Raw genomic sequence first — 22,010 nt, forward strand, 5'->3', positions numbered from 1 at the left:
ATGAAAAAAGAAGCATTATTGGAACTTGCGTTTAACGCTTGCGATAACAAAAGAGCAGAAGATATTATAGGAATAAATGTAGCAAATGTTACAGGTATTACGGACTATTTCGTAATTTGTGAAGGGAATAGTGACCGTCAAGTACAGGCAATAGCACGTGAAGTAAAAGATGAAGCACAAAAACATGGTATCGAAGTAAATCGACTTGAAGGTTTTAATGAAGCACGCTGGATTTTAGTGGATCTAGGCGATGTTGTAGTACACGTATTTCATCACGAAGAACGTGACTATTATAACTTAGAGAAGTTATATCGTGATCAGGAAATTATCGAGTATATGCCGGAGCAAGTTTAATGTCTTACGGTCAATTTGCATCAATTTATGATCAGTTTATGTATGATCAGCCATATGATAGATGGCTTGAAGTGATAAGACCATATTTGAAAGAAAATATGTTAGATTTAGCAACAGGCACGGGTGCTTTACTTGATTTAATGCCACACAATGTTAAAGTGACAGGTGTTGATTTGAGTGAAGAGATGTTAGCGATTGCTGCATCAAAACGTAGTGATGTGACCCTTATTGCTCAAGATATGACAAAACTAGAACTCAATCAAAAATTTCAATTAATTACTTGTCTATGTGACAGTTTAAATTATTTAGCTGAACCAGAAGATGTACAGAAAACGTTTCAAAGTGTTTCAGATCATCTGGAGGATGATGGTATCTTTATTTTTGACGTTCATAGTACAGCTAAATTTGAAACATATTTTGATAACCAGACTTATAGTGATGAACTTGATAAGATGTTATATATTTGGCATGCTATTCAAGGTGAGGTACCGTTTTCTGTTTATCATGATCTGACATTCTTTATCAAACATAATGAGCAAGATATTTATCATCGTTTTGATGAACAGCATTATCAGAGAACTTATGAAATTGATGAATATAAAGTGATGCTAGGACAGATTGGTTTTGAGATTATCACTATATTTGCAGATTTTGATCCTGATTTTGTTGTGGATACAAATGAAGATGCATATTTTGATCGTGTATTTTTTGTCGTAAGGAAGAAAGAAAAAATAAAATAATATTTAATTTATGACAAATAAAATATTTTTAAGCACTTCTACAGATAATAATGTGGAGGTGTTTTTTATGTATTTAGAATTGATAAAAACATGGATAGACAAAAATAAGATGTCCAGTCTGTTTATAGGAATTATTATCATGCTTAGTGGAGTAATCATCTTTCAAAATTACGACCAATCAAAGAATATTCAGGAGGATACTTCGCTAAGTCAGTTTGCGCAAATGGATGCTAAAGAAACAAAAGCTTCTTTAATACCTGTAGACCAGCAATCTCAATTGACGAGTGATAAGCAGCAAGTTGTAACGGAATTGAAAGTAGATATCAAAGGTGCCGTGAAATTCAGTGGTGTATATCCTGCCAAATCCAATCAAGTGGTCAATGATATTGTTAAACTGGCAGTACCCCTTAAAAATGCTGACCTTGATGCGGTCAATCTCGCTGCACCTGTTAAAGATGCGATGGTCGTCTATGTTCCATTTAAAGGTGAAGTGAAGCAGGATAAGTTTTCGATGTATCAACAAGCAGGAACACATGATAGTAATGATCTAACTGATAAAAAAGTAATTAATATAAACACGTCTGAACAAAGCGCTTTAGAAGAAATTCCTGGAATCGGGCCGAAAAAAGCTCAAGAAATTATTCAGTATCGCGAAACAAATGGAGGGTTTAAATCAATAGAAGAAATTAAAGAGATAAAAGGGATAGGGGATAAAACGTTTGAAAATTTAAAGGAATATATATCTATTTAAATGTCTGTACGTATCTAGACCACCTTGAATAAAATATGAATAAATATTACAATGAGTTCAAAAAGACATAGGTGATGTTATGGAAAGAATTCAATGGAAAGAATATTTTATGGCACAATCACAATTATTAGCATTACGCTCAACGTGTACACGTTTAAGCGTTGGAGCAACAATCGTAAAAGATAATCGAGTAATTGCAGGTGGATATAATGGTTCTGTATCTGGTGAAGTACATTGTATAGATGAAGGATGTTACATAGAGAATGGCCATTGTATTCGTACAATTCATGCTGAAATGAATGCGCTATTACAATGTTCAAAAATGGGTGTATCAACTGAAGGTGCGGATATATATGTGACACACTTCCCGTGTATTCATTGCACGAAATCAATTATTCAGGCAGGTATAAAGAAAATATATTATGCGAATGATTATAAGAATCATCCTTATGCAATTGAGCTGTTAAAAAAGGCTAATATTGATACTGAAAAAATTGAATTCAATCCTAAACATGTAGCAGGCTATTTTGAACAAATGTAAAGATAGGAGGTAGTCTTGGGTGTAGTTGTTGTATTACTTGTATTAGCAGGTATACTTTCATCTTATTCTATCGTTATTACAATCTTTTTAATAATAATTTCCTGTATTATCATATTTCAAAAGCAGCTACAAAAATGGTTGTTAATTTTTTTGGCTGCATTTTTAATTGCGTTTTATTTTTATAGTATGTATGATTTTAAACGTGAAAAACTGCCATTTGATTTTGAGCCGAAAGTCAATACAACAGGTGATTTCAGATTTTCAGATGATTTAGAAATTGACGGCAATTTACTAATGGGGTCATTAACAGTACAACAGGAAGAATATCAATTTTTCTACAAGATAAACAATGAAGCTGAAAAAGAACGATTACAAATGATGCAATTAACATTTCTAAGTTGTTCAGCTCAAATGAGTTTTCAACATATTCTACCAAATACTAATTTTTCAGGTTTCCACTATGATGCCTATCTCTATTATACACATAAAAGAGGCAGTTTGAAGCTAACGAACGTTGACTGGAAAAATTGTTCTTATCAAGATTTAAATATGATTGAACATATTCAGAAATATAGAAAAGATGTTGCTAAAGCAATGTATCAATCCAATATAGTGCATAAGGGATATTTAATCGCTTTAACGTTAGGTGACACATCATACTTAAATAAAAATGAGATGTCTCTACTTAAAACACTAGGTATTTATCATCTTTATGCCATCAGTGGGAGTCACGTTGCACTGATATCAGTACAGTTCTATTTTGTTTTACGGAGATTAAGTGTTCCAATAATCGTGTGTAAAATGATTTTGCTAATGTTGTTACCTATGTATATGATTTTTACAGGTAGCCAACCGTCTGTTTGGAGGTCCACTATTTTTATTTTGCTTATCTTATTTAATCCAGGTCTAAAGACGCAGCTTACGGATCTTTTATCGCTCACATTTATACTAAATTTAATATATGATCCTTTTACAGTTTATGATATTGGCTTTCAACTATCGTATGTTATATGTTTCAGTTTTTTGCTTATCTTACCGTTATATAATGAAAAATCAAAGCTTTTTCAATTTTTCCTCATTAACTTTATCTCACAATTAGCAACAATTCCAATTCTTTTCTATCATTTTAATAACAATTATTTAATCGGTATGTTGACAAATATTTTTTTCATCCCACTATTTACTTTTATTATCTTTCCGATTTGTACGCTCATCCTATTATTATTTATGTTAAACATCCATATTAATTGCTTAAATCAATGGGTAGATGGTTCTTTTATATTGAATGACATGTTAACAAAATTTTTTACGCAGTTTTCTAGAGTCGAAATTATATTAGAACAACAGCATATATTCATTTATGTATTGATGTTTATTGCTTTATCGTTACTATTTAGCAAATTAAAAAGTTATATAGGTTTAAGCATTGTATTGTTGCTATTTTTATTAATATTTACAAATAAAAATATTAAAGAAGATAGTAATTATGTTCACTTTTTGGACGTTGGGCAAGGGGATGCATTCATACTGGAGCTAGGTAGAAAGACGATAATGATCGATACAGGAGGAAAGCTGGATTTTAGCAAATCTTGGGAAAGACGTAGCAATGCACAAAGTATAAGTGACAAGGTTACGCTCCCTTTTTTTAAATATCGAGGTATTTCTAAAATTGACGCGCTTATTTTGACGCATCCTGATGCTGATCACTTTGGAGAATCTGAAAATTTAATAAAGGCAGGGATGGTTGAGCGTATTATTTTAAATTCTAAAGCACATGGCAGCGAAAAGTATAAGAACATAATTCGATTAGCACAATTAAAAGGCATAGCATTGATAGATGTGAATAATTATTTACATGAAGCGCAAATTCAGTTCGTGCGTCAAAATGAAAATAATAACAAGAATGTATCTTTAAGATTTTTATCTGCAGGTCAAACTGGAGAAGAGAATGATGACAGTATCGTTGTGTTTTTAAAACACGATAAACCCGGAAGAAATATATTATTTTTAGGTGATTTAAGTAAAGCGTATGAAGATGAAATCTTAAGTCAGATTGATGATGCTATAGATATAGTGAAAATTGGTCATCACGGAAGCAGAACGAGCACAAGTGAAACTTTACTTAGCCGACATCCTAAATTTGCAATTATTTCTGCGGGTCGGCAAAATCGATTTAAACACCCTCATAATGAAACTGTAACTGCTTTAATCAATAACGATATCAAAATTTTTAATACACAGAAAGATGGAAGGATAACTGTTGATTTAGATAGAGGGACTGTTCAGACACAGTATCAAGCATTATTTCATGATAAATAAAAAAAGCGGTGATTTCACCGCTTTAAAAAAATTATTTCGCTACTAAGTCGAAAATTTGAGCAATAATATAAATTGTTGCGAATCCGCCAAAGCCAATTAAAAATGCATAGCCTGAGTCTTGAACGTCATTGTTTTTAGATTGTGTATTTTTTTCGAAATGATTCATGTCATAAACCCCCTACTTTTCTATCTATTTAAGTATATGATATTGAACGGAAAAAAGCTATAATGAAATTAAGATTTTTACGTTAGGAGTGCTCATAATGAGTCACATTTATTTAGTCTATGGGAGTACAAAACCATTAGTTGAAGATAAAGTTGATAAAATTATCCATCAATATATCGATGAACAGGATGATTTTAATTTTAGTCGATATGATCTACAGGAAACACCATTTGAAGTAATTGCTGAAGATGCGATGACTTTACCATTTTTGAGTGATCAGAAAGTGATTGTAATCAATAATAGTTTTATTTTTACAGGTGAAAAATTAAAAATTGCACATGAAATTAATTTAGATAAAGTAGTGGATTTTCTCGAAAAGTATGAGGGACCTAACATTGTCATCTTTAAAGTGCTACAGGATAAATTAGATGAGCGAAAGAAAATTGTTAAACGCATCAAGAAATTGCATACAATTGAGAAAATAGAACCGCTAGATGAAAATGGGATGAAACAGCTGATTAAAAAGCGTTTCAATGAACAGTTTAAAGATATTAAAGCGGATGCGTTAGACGAGATGATACATCTTACAGGACTCAATTACAGTAATGTTGTAAAAGAGATGGACAAATTAGTATTATTTATTGGAGATAATCCAGTCATTACGAAGAAAGATGTCACTGAAGTAGTAAGCAGAAGTCTAGAGCAAAATGTCTTTTTACTCACTGATTATATCGCTAAAGATGACAAGAAAAGAGCGGTTCATTTATTGAAAGATTTGATTAATATGAAAGAAGAACCGATTAAACTTCTGGCATTGATAAGTAGTCAGTATAGATTGTTCTATCAGGTGAAAATATTATCACAAAAAGGATTTAGTGAAGCACAGATTTCAAAACAAGTAAAAGTTCATCCATATCGAGTGAAACTAGCATTACGTAAAGTAAGGACAATGGAATTGAAACAACTACTAAATATCATAAAAGAATGTGCTGATACGGACTATGCTTTAAAATCCAGTTATCTCGATAAAGTATTAATACTAGAATTGTTTATCTTAAAAATATAAAAAAGCGACCCTCAGGTCGCTTTGTTTATAATTATTATTTGTTACGCATAACTTGTGATTTTAAACGGTCAGCTTTGTTAGTGTGGATTAAGTTGCTTTTCGCAGCTTTATCAATCTTTTTAACAGCTACTTGTACTAATTCTGATTTATTGTCAGCGTTGTTTTCAATTGCCGCTTTTGCATTTTTCACAGCAGAACGCATATCATTCTTTTGAGAAATGTTTGCTTGTTGTGCTTTATTGTTAGTTGTAACACGTTTGATTGCAGATTTAATGTTTGGCATAATGTCACCTCCTAGAAATGTCTTGCACTTAAAATAGATATTTTGATTGCAACAAGAAATATTTTATCAAATTCAGACAGTATATGCAATCTATATTTTTTAAAACTCATTGAACAACTGTATAAGAGTTGTTATAATCAAATATACGTACAATTTAAGAAAGTTGGGCAAAAAGATGAATAATGAACAGCGTTTAAGCCGTCAGGAAAAAATAAGAAACTTCTCTATTATTGCGCATATCGATCATGGGAAATCGACTTTAGCAGATAGAATTTTAGAAAATACAAAATCTGTTGCTTCACGAGAGATGAAATCTCAATTGCTGGATTCTATGGATCTAGAGCGTGAACGTGGGATAACAATTAAACTGAACGCAGTACAATTAAATTATACAGCAAAAGATGGAGAAACATATATTTTCCATTTAATAGATACACCAGGACATGTCGATTTTACCTATGAAGTATCACGAAGTTTAGCGGCATGTGAAGGAGCTATATTGGTAGTTGATGCAGCCCAAGGTATCGAGGCACAGACATTAGCAAACGTTTATTTAGCTTTAGATAATGATTTAGAATTATTACCTGTTATTAATAAAATAGATTTACCTGCTGCTGAACCTGAACGTGTGCGTCAGGAAATTGAAGATGTGATTGGCTTGGATGCAAGTGAGGCGGTACTCGCTTCAGCTAAGGCAAATATCGGTATAGAGGAAATCTTAGAACAAATCGTTGAAAAAGTTCCGGCACCTATGGGCGATCCTGAGGCACCATTAAAAGCTTTAATCTTTGATAGTGCGTTTGATGCTTATCGTGGTGTAATTTCATCAATACGTATTATTGATGGCACTGTTAAAGCTGGCGATAAAATTAAAATGATGTCTACAGGTAAAACTTTTGATGTGGTTGAAGTAGGAATCAATACACCGAAACAATTGCCTGTTTCTGAATTAACGGTCGGTGATGTAGGTTACATTGCAGCTTCAATTAAGAATGTTGCAGATTCAAGTGTAGGGGATACTATTACTTTAGCTGATAATCCAGCAGATGAACCGCTACAAGGTTATAAAAAGATGAATCCAATGGTATTCTGTGGTATTTATCCAATTGATACTGGACGATACAATGATTTAAGAGAAGCATTAGAGAAACTCCAATTAAATGATGCTTCTTTAGAATTTGAAGCTGAAACTTCTCAAGCTTTAGGTTTTGGTTTCCGTGTCGGTTTCTTAGGATTATTACATATGGAAATTATTCAGGAACGTATTGAACGGGAATTCGGCATTGAGTTAATTGCAACAGCTCCATCTGTTATTTACAAGTGTGAAATGACAGATAAGAGTGAAGTAATTGTAGATAATCCTTCAAAAATGCCAGACCCTCAAAAGATTGATAAAATTTATGAACCATATGTAAAAGCGAGTATTATGGTACCGAATGATTATGTCGGTTCCGTAATGGAATTATGCCAAAGAAAACGTGGTAACTTTCAGACGATGGACTACATGGACGATATTCGTGTAAATATCATCTATGAAATTCCATTATCAGAAGTCGTATTCGATTTCTTTGATCAGTTAAAATCAAATACTAAAGGATATGCCTCTTTTGATTATGAGTTAATTGGCTATCAGGAAAGTCGCTTAGTGAAGATGGATATCTTACTCAATGGTGAAAGTGTCGATGCTCTAAGTTTCATCGTACATAGAGACTTTGCCTATGAACGTGGTAAAGTTATTGTAGAGAAACTCAAAACTTTAATTCCACGTCAACAATTTGAAGTGCCTGTTCAAGCTGCTATCGGACAAAAAATTGTTGCACGTACAAATATTAAATCAATCGGTAAAAACGTACTAGCTAAATGTTACGGTGGGGATATCTCACGTAAGCGTAAACTTTTAGAAAAACAAAAAGCCGGTAAAGCAAAGATGAAGGCAGTAGGTTCTGTGGAAATTCCACAAGATGCATTTCTAGCTGTGTTAAAAATGGACGAAGAATAGCAAAAAAACACGATTGTATCTTTAAAAGAGCAATCGTGTTTTCATTTTGGAGGTGGTAGCATGAGAAGCTTATATATTCATATTCCATTTTGCAATCGTATCTGTACGTATTGCGATTTCAATAAATTTTTAATTAAGAACCAACCAGTCGATGCATATCTAGATGCACTTATTAAAGAGCTGGGAATGATTAGTGAGAAGGAAATTTATACAGTTTTTATCGGAGGCGGGACGCCGACAGCATTATCTGGCAAACAATTAGAACGATTGCTAAAATATATTTCAGATAGATTTGTAATTATGAGTGAATTTACTGTTGAAGCGAATCCGGATGAATTAACAACCGATAAAATTGCTATTATGAAGCGCTATGGTGTTAATCGTTTATCGCTTGGTGTGCAAACATTTAATAATCGTTTGTTGAAATCACTGGGTAGAACCCATGTAGAAAGTGATATTAAACGTGCTGTAGATGAAGCGAACCGTTTAGGAATTGAGTCAGTTAGTATCGATCTGATGTATCATTTACCTACGCAGACACTCGAAGAGTGCCAATACGATTTAGAACAGGCGGTTCAGCTTAATATTAATCATATTTCGAGTTATTCACTCATTTTAGAACCAAAGACACAATTTTATAATCTATATAAAAAAGGAATGCTTCAAATGCCTGATGAGACTCTCGCCCAGGACATGTATGAATATACAATGAGATTCTTAGCAGAACATGGGTTCCATCAATATGAAATCTCGAATTATGCTAAAGGAGATTTTGAGTCAAAGCACAACAAAGTCTATTGGGATAATAAAGAATATTACGGAGCAGGAGCTGGTAGCCATGGTTATATTGATGGTAAACGCTATTATAACGTAATACCTGTCCCACATTATATTAAAGCGATGAATACCGGTAGTGCTGTTAAAGAGATTATTCCAGTCGATATCGATGCTTCGATGGAAGAATTCATGTTCTTAGGATTGAGATTGAATAAAGGTATTAACATCAATGATTTCGAGAAAAGATATGATAGAAAATTTAATGATGTTTTTGGCACTGTAGTTCAAGGTTTGCTAAAAGAAGGTCAAATCATCGTTGAGGATAATCATGTCAAACTATCTGAACAAGGTAGAATGCGTGGTAACGATGTGTTTGAAAAGTTCTTATTAACTGTGTAATATCATGGTTTTTAACAACTTTTTTTCATTTAAGAAAATTTAAGTGTTATATGTTGACATACTTTGACCAATTTGATAAATTGTTATTAGCACTTGAAGTAATAGAGTGCTAACGAGGTGAATTATGCTAACAGATAGACAATTACATTTATTAAACGTAATTGTTGAGGATTTTGTTGATAGTGGATCACCTATCGGTTCAAAGAAACTGATTGAACAACATAATCTGAATGTTAGTCCTGCTACAATTAGAGCTGAGATGAAGCGATTAGAAGATCATGGTTTAATTGAAAAAATGCATTCTTCTAGTGGTAGAATTCCTTCAGAAGCAGGCTATAAATTTTATGTTGAAGCGTTGCAAAAAGAATTTCCTTATGAAGAGAATTTTTTTATTGATCAGACAAATTTTGTTGATTTTAGAATGCTCGCTAAGGATATTGCGATGGATACTCAATATCTATCAATTGCAACAACAACTGAAATCGATAAACGATCAATTTCACAGATTCATTTGACGTATTTAACACCGACTAATCTGGTATTAATTATTGTCTATGAAAATGGTAATGTTGAACATCAACAAATTTCATGGCAAGTACGTTTAACGAGACAAGAGATTGAGCGCATGAACAATTATCTAAACCAGAATTTACTTGCAATTATTGAAGGTAATATTCATTTAGATGTAAATCGAGAGGGCTTTAAACAGTTGCCGCTTACGCATTTAAAATCTCAAATCGTAAAAAAAGCACATACAAAATCTCATACAATATATTTTGAAGGACGAGAATATTTGTATGAAATTATTGATTCTGATAATTTGAATGCTGTAAAAGAAACATTGAAATTAATTGATTCCGAAGACTTACCGATTATATTAAGTCAGGTTGAATCTGATCATATTCAGGTAACGTTAGGCCAGGAAATTGATAAAAACTTAGAAGGCATCTCAATTGTAACTTCACCGATTCATCTTCATAATATGAATGGTAAGATTGCGGTCATTGGACCGACACAAATGAGTTACCGAAAAGTCTTTAATAAATTAGCAAGTATTAATCACTTGTTATAAGGAGGTAAATATCTTGTCTGAAAAACATGAAGAACAAGCAATTGAAAAAACTGATCAAACAGATGAGTCGACTGAAACAGTAGAACAGGATATAACTGAAACAGTTGCGCCAGAAGCACCTGTTGAAGCTTCTGAAGAAGAAACAACTGATGAGCTCACTGAAACTAAAAAATCATTAGAAGCAGCTGAAGAGAAATATTTACGTCTTTATGCTGAATTTGAAAACTATAAAAAACGAACACGTGCAGAATTAGATACTGAAAGAACGTATCGTGCGCAAAGTGTACTGCGAGACATTTTACCAGCAATAGATAATATTGAACGCGCACTTGCACAAAAAGGTGAAAGTGAAGCATTTAAATCTTTACATAAAGGTGTAGAGATGGTTTATGAAAGTCTGCTTAGTTCATTGAAAGATAATGGCCTTGAAGTGATTGAAGCACTTGATCAACCATTTGATCCGAATTTACATCAGGCTGTAATGCAGGAACATGATGAAAATAAGGATTCTGGAATTGTTTTGGATGAGCTTCAAAAAGGTTATAAATTAAAAGAACGTGTTTTACGACCTTCAATGGTAAAAGTAAATGAGTAATCGTTCTTAAAAAATATTTAAAATTAATTTTAAAATAATGGAGGAATAATATAATGAGTAAAGTAATTGGTATTGACTTAGGAACTACAAATTCATGTGTATCTGTATTAGAAGGTGGAGAACCGAAAGTAATCGCAAACCCAGAAGGTAACCGTACAACACCTTCAGTAGTAGCATTCAAAAATGGTGAAACACAAGTTGGTGAAGTTGCGAAGCGTCAGGCAATCACAAACCCTAATACAATCATTTCGATTAAACGTCATATGGGTACAGACTACAAAGAAAACATCGAAGGTAAAGCATACTCACCACAAGAAATTTCAGCAATGATCTTACAAAACTTAAAGGCAACTGCTGAAAGCTACTTAGGTGAAAAAGTTACGAAAGCGGTAATTACAGTTCCTGCTTATTTCAATGACGCAGAACGTCAGGCAACTAAAGATGCTGGTAAAATTGCTGGACTTGAAGTAGAGCGTATTATTAACGAACCTACTGCAGCTGCACTTGCTTATGGTTTAGATAAAACAGATAAAGAACAAAAAGTATTAGTATTCGACTTAGGTGGCGGTACGTTCGACGTATCTATCCTTGAACTTGGTGACGGTGTATTTGAAGTATTATCAACTTCAGGTGACAACAAATTAGGTGGAGATGACTTTGACCAAGTAATCATCGACTACTTAGTAGAAGAATTCAAAAAAGAAAACGGGTTAGATTTATCTCAGGATAAAATGGCAATGCAACGATTAAAAGATGCTGCTGAAAAAGCGAAAAAAGATTTATCAGGTGTATCTTCTACTCAAATCTCATTACCGTTTATCTCAGCTGGAGAAGCTGGACCATTACACTTAGAATTAACGTTATCACGTGCGAAATTTGAAGAATTATCACATTCATTAGTAGATCGTACAATGATTCCTACACGTCAAGCGATGAAAGATGCTGGATTATCTAATGCAGATATCGATGAAGTCATCCTTGTTGGTGGATCTACACGTATTCCTGCTGTACAAGAAGCAATTAAAAAAGAATTAGGCAAAGAACCAAACAAAGGTGTTAACCCGGATGAAGTTGTAGCGATGGGTGCTGCAATTCAAGGTGGCGTTATCACTGGTGATGTGAAAGACGTTGTATTATTAGACGTAACACCATTATCGTTAGGTATTGAAACAATGGGTGGCGTGTCTACAGTATTAATCGAGCGTAACACGACAATTCCAACATCTAAATCACAAGTATTCTCAACTGCAGCGGATAATCAACCGGCAGTAGACATTCACGTATTACAAGGTGAGCGTCAAATGGCAGCAGATAACAAAACATTAGGTCGCTTCCAGTTAACTGACATTCCACCAGCACCACGTGGTATGCCACAAATCGAAGTAACATTTGATATCGATAAAAACGGTATCGTTAACGTTACAGCGAAAGATTTAGGTACTCAAAAAGAACAAAAAATTACTATCCAATCTTCATCTTCATTAAGCGACGAAGAAATCGATCGTATGGTTAAAGATGCAGAAGCTAATGCTGAAGCAGATAAAAAACGTCGTGAAGAAGTTGACTTACGCAATGAAGCAGATCAATTAGTATTTGCTACTGATAAAGCGATTAAAGATTTAGAAGATAAAGTGGATGCTGCTGAAGTAGAAAAAGCAGAAGCTGCTAAAGAAGATCTTAAAAAGGCTTTAGAAGGCAATGATATTGAAGATATTAAGGCCAAAAAAGATAGTTTAAATGAAATCGTTCAGGCATTATCTATGAAATTATATGAAGAGATGGCTGCACAACAAGGTGCTGAAGGTGCTCAAAACACAAATCCTGAAGATGATGTAGTAGATGCAGACTTTACTGAAGTTAAAGATGACGATAAAAAATAATAAGTAATAACATAAAGTCAAAGTCAATTTATTGACTTTGGCTTTTTCTTTCAGCATATTTAACTAAGTAGTAAGAAAAGGAGAATGAAAAGTGGCGAAAAGAGATTATTATGAAGTCCTAGGTTTACAAAAAGGTGCTTCTAAAGAAGAGATTAAACGTGCATATAAAAAATTATCAAAAAAATATCATCCGGACATCAATAAAGAAGAGGATGCAGATGTAAAGTTTAAAGAGATTGCAGAAGCATATGAAGTATTAAGTGATGATCAGAAAAAAGCACAGTATGATCAATTTGGTCACGCAGGTATGGGCCAAGGTGCTGGATTTGGTGGTCAGGACTTTGGCGGTTTCGGTGGATTTGAAGATATCTTCAGTTCATTTTTTGGCGGTGGAGCCAGACGTGATCCGAATGCACCTAGAAAAGGTGATGACTTACAATATCAGATGAATATATCTTTTGAAGACGCAGTATTTGGTGCTGAAAAAGAAATATCAGTTAAAAAAGAAGTGACTTGTGAAACATGTGGAGGCAGCGGTGCAAAACCAGGTACTGAAGTGCATACTTGTAAAACATGTCATGGACGTGGTAATGTACAGGTGGAACAAAATACACCATTTGGTCGTGTAAGAACTGAGCGACCATGTCATGATTGTGGCGGTACTGGTAAAACATTTGATGAAAAATGTCATGATTGTGGCGGTACAGGTCGTGTAATTAAGACCGTTAAAATTAAAGTAACTGTTCCAGCTGGAGTTGATACTGGACAACAAATCCGTTTAGCGGGTCAAGGTGAGCCGGGTATTAATGGTGGTCCTGCTGGTGATCTATATGTCGTCTTCAAAGTTGCTGACCATACTCATTTTGAACGTGCAGGGGAAGATATTTTCTATACATTAAACTTATCAATCGCTCAAGCAGCGCTTGGTGATGAAGTAGAAGTGCCTACGCTTGACGGAAAAGCAAAGATTACAATTCCATCAGGAACTCAAACTGGTAAACGCTTCAGATTAAAAGAAAAAGGTATTCAAAATGTACACGGCTATGGTAAGGGTGACTTATATGTCACTGTCAATGTAGTAACACCTGTGAAGATGACAAATAGACAAGCAGAATTATTAAGAGAATTTGCTGAAATAGATGGTACGGAAATTAACGAACAACCTTCAAACTTTTTCGATAAAACAAAACGCTTCTTTAAAGGGGAATAATAATGAACTATAAAGAAATAACATTGATGATCAACCATGAGGTAGAACCATTTATTGCTGATATATTAAATGAAGTTGGTGCAAATGGTGTTGTTATAGAAGATAGTTTAGAACTTGTTAAAGGTCGCATTGAAACGTACGGTGAAATCTATGAGTTAAATCCAGATGATTATCCAGAATCTGATGTACGTGTAAAAGTGTATTTTAGTGAATTAGATTATTCTGATGCAATCATTAATGAAATCAAAGAAAAAATTAATGGTTTACAGGATGTTGAAGTTACTAGATTAGAAATTACTACTGATGAAGTTCAGGAAGAAGACTGGGCAAACGAATGGAAAAATCATTTTCATGCATTTAAAGCTTCAGAAAGATTTGTTGTTGTACCAAGCTGGGAAAATTATGAGAAACAAAATGATGACGAGTTTATCATTAAGCTTGATCCGGGCATGGCATTTGGTACAGGCGATCATGCTACAACATCGATGTGTTTAAAATTAATAGAGAAATATGTTCAACCAAATCAATCTGTTATTGACGTCGGTACTGGTTCAGGTATTTTAAGTATAGCAGCGCATCAATTAGGTGCGGCACCCATTAAAGCGCTGGATCTAGATAGTGTGGCAGTACGTGTTGCTGTGGATAACTTTGAAAAAAATGATTGTGCTGATGCGATTCAAGCGGAACCAGGCAACTTATTAAAAGGTGAAAGTGAAAAACATGATGTCATTTTTGCAAATATATTAGCACATATTGTTGATCTAATGATTGATGATAGCTTTGCATTATTAAATGATAATGGATTACTGATCACTTCAGGTATCATTTTAGAAAAAGAAGAAATGATCGTTGAACATTTGGAACGCGTTGGTTATAAGATAGAAGAAATTACGCGTGAAAATGGCTGGATTGCGATTGCCGCTAGAAAAGAGGCATAATATGCAGCGATATTTTCTAAATACTGAAGCTGAAATTAATAAAAGCTATGCAATTATCGATAAAGAGGATGTACATCATATAAAAAATGTGATGCGCCAAACTGTAGGAAGAAAAATCATCATTAATTTTATCAATGCTAGTTTTATAAGTGAAATTACTGCTATTGATAATCAAATTACAGTAATAACCCGAGAACAATTAGAGCTATGTACAGAACTCCCTGTTCAAATTACGATCGCGAGCGGCTTATTAAAGAACGATAAATATGAATGGATGATTCAAAAAGCGACTGAACTCGGTGCTTATCGCTTCCTGCCTTTTATATCTGACCATACTGTGATTAAGCTGGATGAAAAGAAAATGGCAAAAAAGGTAGAAAGATTTCAGAAGATAATAAAGGAAGCAGCAGAACAAAGTTATCGTCAAATGATACCTGAAATTAAAGTTGTAAAGAATAGCACTGCTTTAACATCATTACTAGATGATTATGATGTTGTACTCGTTGCATACGAAGAATCTGCTAAGAATGGTGAAACATCTACGCTTAATCAGACATTAAAAAGATTAGAATCTGGCACGAAGGTAATCGTTATCTTTGGACCAGAAGGTGGTTTGAGTGAAACAGAGATTAAACAATTTAATGCACCGACAATTGGTTTAGGACCTAGAATACTACGTGCAGAAACTGCTCCACTATATTTACTGAGCGCGATGAGTTATCATATTGAACTATCATAAATATTTATTATAAAAGACAGTGTGATGGACATAGCATCCCACTGTCTTTTATAATGATTAGATTGAAATTCCTATCAATTAATGTTATTTTTATATAATGTGATTTATTGAACGAAAATAAAATGAGGTGAAATAAATGGCAACTGTTGCCTTCCATACTTTAGGATGTAAAGTAAACCATTATGAAACTGAAGCCATCTGGCAATTATTTAAAGAAGCATCATATGAGCGTGTGGATTTTGAAACAAATGCAGACGTTTATGTGATTAATACCTGTACCGTGACAAATACCGGGGATAAGAAAAGTCGTCAAGTTATTCGTCGTGCCATCAGACGTAATCCGGAAGCGGTTATTTGTGTAACTGGTTGTTATGCGCAAACATCGTCAGCTGAAATTATGGATATAGCGGGTGTTGATATCGTTGTCGGTACACAAGATCGAAATAAGATGTTACCGTATATTGAACAGTTTAGAAATGAAAGACAACCGATTAACGGTGTTACAAATATTATGAAGAATCGTACGTATGAAGAACTAGACGTACCATATTTTACTGATAGAACACGTGCATCACTGAAGATTCAGGAAGGCTGTAATAACTTCTGTACATTCTGTATCATCCCATGGGCAAGAGGATTGATGCGTTCAAGAGACCCTAAAGAAGTTGTAAGACAAGCAACACAGCTTGTTCAATCTGGTTATCAGGAAATTGTATTAACAGGTATCCACACAGGTGGCTATGGTGAAGATTTAAAAGATTATAATCTTGCACAACTGCTTCGTGACTTAGAAACGATTGATGGATTAAAACGTATCCGTATCTCATCTATTGAAGCAAGTCAATTAACGGATGAAGTGATTGATGTCATCGATAAAAGTGAAAAAGTCGTGCGTCACTTGCATATTCCACTGCAATCTGGGAGTGATACAGTTTTAAAACGTATGCGTCGTAAATATACGATGGAACATTTCTCAGAAAGGTTAAGAAAATTACATGCAATTATGCCCGGACTTGCTGTGACAAGCGACGTTATTGTTGGATTCCCTGGTGAAACTGAGGAAGAATTCCAAGAAACATATGATTTTATCCAGGAACATGGTTTTTCTGAACTGCATGTTTTTCCATATTCAATGCGAACTGGTACACCAGCAGCGCGTATGACAGATCAAATTGATGAGAATGTGAAAAATGAACGCGTACATCGCTTAATTAGTCTGTCAGATCAGCTTGCTAAAGAATATGCTAGCAGATTTGAAGGTGAAGTATTAGAAGTTATTCCTGAAGAGAAAGCAAGTGTTGAAAATATGCTGGTCGGTTACACTGATAATTACTTAAAGGTACAATTTGAAGCTGACGAAAGCTTAATCGGTGAACTTGTAAAAGTTAAGATAACTGAAGCTGGCTATCCTATGAATAAAGGACAGTTTGTTAAAGTAATTCCAAATATATATAAAAAGGTAACAGAAAATAAGGAACTTACTGTAAATTAAAAAATGAGTATTGACCGTAGATTGATAATCTATTATAATATTTTAGTACATAGAAATATTTATTTAAATAAATCTGTGTTTAATATGTTCCGTTGATATTTGGAGGGAGGGAAATTAAATGTCTAAAACTGTAGTTCGTAAAAACGAATCAATCGAAGATGCTTTACGTCGTTTCAAACGTACTGTTTCAAAAAATGGTACAATTCAAGAAGTTCGTAAACGTGAATTCTACGAAAAACCAAGTGTTAAACGTAAAAAGAAATCAGAAGCAGCTCGTAAACGTAAATTTAAATAATAATTGCTCCCTCAAATATTATTTATAGATAGGCACACCACATTTGTGGTGTGTTTTTTTGTTATATCGTTTAAAAGGATATACCTTAAGTGCTACCTTAAATTTACCTTAAAAACGCTAATAATTTACAGACTATTAAATTATTTCAGTTATAATATAAGTAAGGAGGTGTTTGATTGGAAATCAGTACATATGATTATGTGATATTATTGCTCATGATTATTATGGTATCTACAGGTCTGTGGCAATTGTATTCACCGAAAATAGGTATTTCAGGCATCATCAGTAGTATTGCTGCAATTAGTTTTCTTGGACTAAATTTATTTAATAATCAGATGGAAGCATTATCTATAATATTGTTTTTAGGAGGTATTATTTTAGTAGTCCTGGAGCTATTTGTTGTGGGAGCGATATTAGGTATTATAGGTATGTTAAGTATTATTGCTAGTTTCTTACTGATTGGTGATAACGTCGCTAAAATGGGTGTTTTTGTGGCGATTTGTTTAATTATTGCAATTGTAGAATGGGTGATCTTAGTGAAATTTTTAAAGAAGACGATACCGATTTTCTCTCAAGTTGTCCTCTATGATTCAACGAATAAAGAGTCAGGATACACATCTCATGATGATAGAAGTTATCTTGTTGGACAAACCGCAACTACCTTAACTGAACTACGTCCTTCAGGTATTATTATACATCAAGGGAAACGTATTGATGCTGTAAGTGATGGTGCATTTATTAAACGCGAGAAAGAAGTTCGTATCATTGAAGTGGAAGGCACAAGAGTTGTAGTAACAGAAATATAATAAACAGGAGTGAATTTTATGGCAGGATTAATAACAATCGGTATTATTGCATTTGTAGTTCTTATTCTATTAATGATTTTATTTTCATTTGTACCTGTTGGTTTATGGATCTCGGCATTAGCAGCTGGCGTTAAAGTTGGTATCGGTACATTGGTTGGGATGCGTTTACGTCGTGTTTCGCCTAGACGTGTTATCGATCCATTAATTAAAGCACATAAAGCCGGATTACATTTAACGACAAATCAATTAGAGTCACATTATTTAGCGGGTGGTAACGTTGACCGCGTTGTCGATGCAATCATCGCTGCACAACGAGCTGATATCAATTTGCCGTTTGAACGTGGTGCAGCAATTGACTTAGCAGGTCGTGATGTTTTAGAAGCAGTTCAAATGTCAGTTAACCCAAAAGTTATTGAAACACCATTTATTGCGGGTGTTGCGATGAACGGTATCGAAGTGAAAGCGAAAGCAAGAATTACTGTACGTGCAAATATTGAACGCCTTGTCGGTGGTGCTGGTGAAGAAACAATTGTTGCCCGTGTTGGTGAAGGGATCGTCTCAACAATCGGTTCTAGTGCTTCACATACTTCTGTACTAGAAAATCCGGATATGATATCTCAAACGGTATTAGGTAAAGGATTAGATAGCGGAACAGCATTCGAAATTCTATCGATTGATATTGCAGACGTAGATATCGGTAAGAACATAGGTGCAGACTTACAGACTGAACAAGCATTAGCAGATAAAAATATTGCACAAGCTAAAGCAGAGGAACGTCGTGCAATGGCCGTTGCTCAAGAACAAGAGATGAAGGCGAAAGTTCAGGAAATGAGAGCGAAAGTAGTAGAAGCTGAAGCTGAAGTACCTTTAGCAATGGCACAAGCTTTAAAATCAGGAAATATCGGAGTAATGGATTATTATAACTTAAAGAATATAGAATCAGACACAGGAATGAGAAATTCTATTAATAAAATGACTGATCCGAATAGTAGTGACACTCCTAAAAAATAAAGGGTGATTAGATGGATGTAGGATTTATAATATTTATTATTTTTACTATTATTAGCGTAGTAACTTCGATTATTGAAAATGCTAATAAGAAGAAAGCAAATCAATCAAAACGTCCGATATCAACGAAGCAACAAGTGAATTCAAAAAATGTATTCTCACAGTTACAACAATCAATCGGTAATTTAGAAAAAGAATTTACCGATTTTAAGAATAATCCACAAGCAAAATTAAAGGAAATTGAGAAGCGTATTGATGCAGGTTCTAAGCAAACTCGAAAATTAGAACAACAAGTGAAAAATAAAGCATCTGAAGTAAAGGATCAAAAACGTCCAGTGGAACGCTCGGCTGCTAAGAAAATTCAGGCATTCGAAGAAAAAATACAGGCTAAAGAAAAATTATCGCTAGCTGAACGCATTGAGAAAATTGAAGCAGACCCGCATTTGTCACCACGACAGAAGATGAATCGCATTAATATGATACGTATGGAAGATGATATTGATAGCGCAGGTTCACTTGTAGATTTTACGCCTGAAAATACACTTAAAGGGATTATATATAGTGAAATACTTGGCCCTCCAAAAGCAAGAAGATAATAACTATGGTACGCAAAATAATTTGCGTATCATAGTTATTTTTTTGAAATTTTTGATAAAATAAAAGAGGGTGATATTATGATCTATAAAAGTCGCATCAATAATTTCCAGAAAGTAATGGTTTTTATCGTTATCATTTTAATGATATTAGCATGTTTCATGAATTTCATGACAAGTGGGATTGCTTCAATTGTAATCGGAATAATATTAATCTATATCATCTTACATGAATATTATTCAATTCAGTCAAATTATTTAAAGATTAAAAAAGGGTTAGAAACAAGTCAGATCAATATATTGAATATTGATTTATTAAATATTGTGCGTGTTAAAAATATAACGTATATCGAAATTGTTAGAAAAGATAAAAAGATTGTTGTAAAACCCGTCGAAGCTGAACGATTTATTCAGCATCTGATAAGAATTAATCCTAATATTCATGTACAAAATATGAAAAAATTAACAAAACAGGTTATTCAGCCTGCCGTAAAAGAATCTGTCCAGTAATAATTAATTGTTTGTTATTCATGAGTTTGATAAAGTTAAATTAACATTAATTAAAGGAGTTTTTGAATGTCTCAAATTATCCGCTTCGATAATATCAATGAAGCTCAAGCGTTGCTTGGTAACCAAGATGAACACCTGAAGTTTTTAGAAGAATCATTTGATGTTGAGATTCATACAAGAGGTCAGGAATTAACAATATATGGTGAAGATGAGAAAGTAGTCGTTGCTGAAAGCGTAGTGAAAAGTCTGTTATCTGTTATCCGTAAAGGTACTTCCATTTCTTTACGTGACGTTCAGTCAGCTGTACAGATGGCAACGAATGGTACCTTGCAGTATTTAAGTGACCTATACGATGAAGAAATCACGAAAGATGCTTTCGGTAAACCGATTCGTTCTAAGACGATGGGACAACGTCTGTATATACGCCATATCAAACATAACGATCTCGTCTTTGGCATCGGTCCGGCAGGTACAGGTAAGACATTTTTAGCAGTTGTTATGGCTGCACAAGCGTTAAGAAATGGCAAAGTGAAGCGCATCGTTCTTACACGTCCTGCAGTAGAAGCAGGAGAATCATTAGGATTTCTGCCTGGAGATTTAAAAGAGAAAGTTGATCCATATTTAAGACCGTTGTATGATGGATTACACTTTGTATTAGGTGCTGAACATACGGCGCGTTTAATGGAACGTGGAGTGATTGAAATTGCACCACTTGCATATATGCGTGGTAGAACTTTAGAAGATGCTTTTGTTATCTTAGATGAAGCACAGAATACAACGCATGCTCAGATGAAGATGTTTTTAACACGTCTAGGTTTTGGTTCAAAGATGGTTATAACAGGCGATGAAACGCAGATTGACTTACCAAAAGGTGTTAAGAGTGGGTTAATCGAAGCTGTACAGAGACTTGGCAAAGTAAATGGTATAGAAGTGCATCATTTTGATGCTGCCGATGTTGTGAGACATCCATTAGTTGGTAAAATTATTAATGCATATGAAGGTGATGAATAATGTTAACAGTTGATTTTATAGATGATGACGAAATGATTGCTTCAGATCACTTATCAGAAATTGAAAAGCTATTGCAATTTGCTGCACAACAAGAAGGCATTGACGAAGAAGCTGAAGTCGCAGTATCTTTTGTTGATGAAGATGAAATTCAAAGTATCAATAAAGCATATCGTGATAAAGATAGTGTTACAGATGTCATAAGCTTTGCTTTAGAAGAGGGTGAAGATGAAGATTTTGAAATGCCGGATGCGCCACGTGTATTAGGTGACATTATTATTTGTGTTAAACGTGCCGAAGAGCAGGCAGAAGAATATGGTCACTCTTTTGAACGTGAATTAGGATTTCTATCAGTTCATGGACTATTGCATCTTTTAGGCTATGATCATATGAATGAAGCAGATGAGAAAAAAATGTTTGGACGCCAGGATGAAATATTAAATGCTTACGGCTTAACGAGAGAATGAGG

Annotated in this window: 24 protein-coding genes; 22 read left to right on the top strand and 2 right to left on the bottom strand. The window is 34.0% G+C overall.

Features of this window, described 5'->3' with window-relative positions; genetic code table 11:
• The 5 genes from rsfS to JJJ02_RS02170 all read left to right on the top strand — a co-directional run bounded on the left by rsfS (position 1) and on the right by JJJ02_RS02170 (position 4,705).
• On the top strand, positions 1 to 354 hold the full coding sequence (gene rsfS / locus JJJ02_RS02150) for a ribosome silencing factor (protein WP_111715246.1): 354 nt from the start codon (positions 1 to 3) through the stop codon (positions 352 to 354).
• Entirely contained in the window at positions 354 to 1,094 is a 741-nt protein-coding gene (locus tag JJJ02_RS02155) for a class I SAM-dependent DNA methyltransferase (RefSeq protein WP_240837088.1), read from the top strand. The genes rsfS and JJJ02_RS02155 overlap by 1 nt, the downstream gene beginning before the upstream one ends.
• Positions 1,095 to 1,161: 67 nt before the next feature.
• Complete coding sequence (locus JJJ02_RS02160; RefSeq protein WP_239242788.1) at positions 1,162 to 1,845, top strand: helix-hairpin-helix domain-containing protein; 684 nt, start codon at positions 1,162 to 1,164, stop codon at positions 1,843 to 1,845.
• A 79-nt stretch (positions 1,846 to 1,924) separates the two neighbouring features.
• Positions 1,925 to 2,386, top strand: a complete 462-nt coding sequence (locus JJJ02_RS02165) for a ComE operon protein 2 (protein WP_240837089.1) — start codon at positions 1,925 to 1,927, stop codon at positions 2,384 to 2,386.
• Positions 2,387 to 2,401: 15 nt separating this feature from the next.
• Positions 2,402 to 4,705, top strand: coding sequence for a DNA internalization-related competence protein ComEC/Rec2 (locus JJJ02_RS02170; protein ID WP_240837090.1), 2,304 nt, complete (start codon positions 2,402 to 2,404; stop codon positions 4,703 to 4,705).
• Between the two features lie 31 nt (positions 4,706 to 4,736).
• Here JJJ02_RS02170 and JJJ02_RS02175 read toward each other — a convergent pair whose 3' ends face one another.
• Positions 4,737 to 4,871 carry a YqzM family protein gene (locus JJJ02_RS02175; protein WP_096076310.1) on the bottom strand — a complete coding sequence of 45 codons (135 nt, stop codon included), beginning with the start codon at positions 4,869 to 4,871 and terminating at the stop codon, positions 4,737 to 4,739.
• Between the two features lie 94 nt (positions 4,872 to 4,965).
• Between JJJ02_RS02175 and holA the strand changes: the two genes are divergently transcribed.
• Positions 4,966 to 5,937, top strand: coding sequence for a DNA polymerase III subunit delta (gene holA, locus JJJ02_RS02180; RefSeq protein ID WP_372486729.1), 972 nt, complete (start codon positions 4,966 to 4,968; stop codon positions 5,935 to 5,937).
• Positions 5,938 to 5,971: 34 nt separating this feature from the next.
• Here holA and rpsT read toward each other — a convergent pair whose 3' ends face one another.
• On the bottom strand, positions 5,972 to 6,220 hold the full coding sequence (gene rpsT, locus JJJ02_RS02185; protein ID WP_239242785.1) for a 30S ribosomal protein S20: 249 nt from the start codon (positions 6,218 to 6,220) through the stop codon (positions 5,972 to 5,974).
• 175 nt (positions 6,221 to 6,395) lie between these two features.
• Here rpsT and lepA point away from each other — a divergent pair, with 175 nt between their 5' ends.
• The 16 genes from lepA to ybeY all read left to right on the top strand — a co-directional run bounded on the left by lepA (position 6,396) and on the right by ybeY (position 22,008).
• Positions 6,396 to 8,219 (top strand): translation elongation factor 4, encoded by a 1,824-nt coding sequence (gene lepA, locus JJJ02_RS02190; RefSeq protein WP_099578523.1) that lies wholly within the window; start codon positions 6,396 to 6,398, stop codon positions 8,217 to 8,219.
• Between the two features lie 60 nt (positions 8,220 to 8,279).
• Positions 8,280 to 9,395, top strand: coding sequence for a radical SAM family heme chaperone HemW (hemW, locus tag JJJ02_RS02195; protein WP_111715237.1), 1,116 nt, complete (start codon positions 8,280 to 8,282; stop codon positions 9,393 to 9,395).
• A gap of 124 nt (positions 9,396 to 9,519) precedes the next feature.
• On the top strand, positions 9,520 to 10,467 hold the full coding sequence (gene hrcA, locus JJJ02_RS02200) for a heat-inducible transcriptional repressor HrcA (protein WP_111715235.1): 948 nt from the start codon (positions 9,520 to 9,522) through the stop codon (positions 10,465 to 10,467).
• A 13-nt stretch (positions 10,468 to 10,480) separates the two neighbouring features.
• Positions 10,481 to 11,062, top strand: coding sequence for a nucleotide exchange factor GrpE (grpE, locus tag JJJ02_RS02205; RefSeq protein ID WP_240837091.1), 582 nt, complete (start codon positions 10,481 to 10,483; stop codon positions 11,060 to 11,062).
• A 53-nt stretch (positions 11,063 to 11,115) separates the two neighbouring features.
• Complete coding sequence (gene dnaK / locus JJJ02_RS02210; RefSeq protein ID WP_239242783.1) at positions 11,116 to 12,942, top strand: molecular chaperone DnaK; 1,827 nt, start codon at positions 11,116 to 11,118, stop codon at positions 12,940 to 12,942.
• Positions 12,943 to 13,033: 91 nt separating this feature from the next.
• Entirely contained in the window at positions 13,034 to 14,152 is a 1,119-nt protein-coding gene (dnaJ, locus tag JJJ02_RS02215) for a molecular chaperone DnaJ (RefSeq protein ID WP_239242782.1), read from the top strand.
• A gap of 2 nt (positions 14,153 to 14,154) precedes the next feature.
• Positions 14,155 to 15,090, top strand: a complete 936-nt coding sequence (prmA, locus tag JJJ02_RS02220; RefSeq protein ID WP_240837092.1) for a 50S ribosomal protein L11 methyltransferase — start codon at positions 14,155 to 14,157, stop codon at positions 15,088 to 15,090.
• A gap of 1 nt (position 15,091) precedes the next feature.
• The gene (locus JJJ02_RS02225) at positions 15,092 to 15,829 is read left to right on the top strand and encodes a 16S rRNA (uracil(1498)-N(3))-methyltransferase (RefSeq protein ID WP_240837093.1); all 738 of its coding nucleotides are present in this window, start codon (positions 15,092 to 15,094) and stop codon (positions 15,827 to 15,829) included.
• Between the two features lie 136 nt (positions 15,830 to 15,965).
• Positions 15,966 to 17,321, top strand: coding sequence for a tRNA (N(6)-L-threonylcarbamoyladenosine(37)-C(2))-methylthiotransferase MtaB (gene mtaB, locus JJJ02_RS02230; protein WP_111715225.1), 1,356 nt, complete (start codon positions 15,966 to 15,968; stop codon positions 17,319 to 17,321).
• Between the two features lie 118 nt (positions 17,322 to 17,439).
• On the top strand, positions 17,440 to 17,616 hold the full coding sequence (gene rpsU / locus JJJ02_RS02235; RefSeq protein WP_041636032.1) for a 30S ribosomal protein S21: 177 nt from the start codon (positions 17,440 to 17,442) through the stop codon (positions 17,614 to 17,616).
• A gap of 176 nt (positions 17,617 to 17,792) precedes the next feature.
• Positions 17,793 to 18,422: an NfeD family protein gene (locus JJJ02_RS02240; protein WP_111715224.1), complete on the top strand. Its 630-nt coding sequence runs from the start codon at positions 17,793 to 17,795 to the stop codon at positions 18,420 to 18,422.
• 18 nt (positions 18,423 to 18,440) lie between these two features.
• A complete protein-coding gene (floA, locus tag JJJ02_RS02245) occupies positions 18,441 to 19,433 on the top strand; it encodes a flotillin-like protein FloA (RefSeq protein ID WP_099578504.1) in 993 nt (330 codons plus the stop codon).
• A gap of 11 nt (positions 19,434 to 19,444) precedes the next feature.
• Positions 19,445 to 20,026 carry a hypothetical protein gene (locus tag JJJ02_RS02250; RefSeq protein WP_240837094.1) on the top strand — a complete coding sequence of 194 codons (582 nt, stop codon included), beginning with the start codon at positions 19,445 to 19,447 and terminating at the stop codon, positions 20,024 to 20,026.
• A gap of 78 nt (positions 20,027 to 20,104) precedes the next feature.
• The gene (locus tag JJJ02_RS02255) at positions 20,105 to 20,533 is read left to right on the top strand and encodes a hypothetical protein (protein WP_240837095.1); all 429 of its coding nucleotides are present in this window, start codon (positions 20,105 to 20,107) and stop codon (positions 20,531 to 20,533) included.
• Between the two features lie 66 nt (positions 20,534 to 20,599).
• Complete coding sequence (locus JJJ02_RS02260) at positions 20,600 to 21,544, top strand: PhoH family protein (protein ID WP_239242775.1); 945 nt, start codon at positions 20,600 to 20,602, stop codon at positions 21,542 to 21,544.
• Positions 21,544 to 22,008 (top strand): rRNA maturation RNase YbeY, encoded by a 465-nt coding sequence (ybeY, locus tag JJJ02_RS02265; protein ID WP_111715217.1) that lies wholly within the window; start codon positions 21,544 to 21,546, stop codon positions 22,006 to 22,008. Before JJJ02_RS02260 ends, ybeY begins: the two co-directional genes overlap by 1 nt.
• Positions 22,009 to 22,010 lie beyond the last annotated feature (2 nt).

Source organism: Macrococcus sp. PK (assembly GCF_022501545.1).
Lineage (GTDB): Bacteria > Bacillota > Bacilli > Staphylococcales > Staphylococcaceae > Macrococcoides > Macrococcoides epidermidis.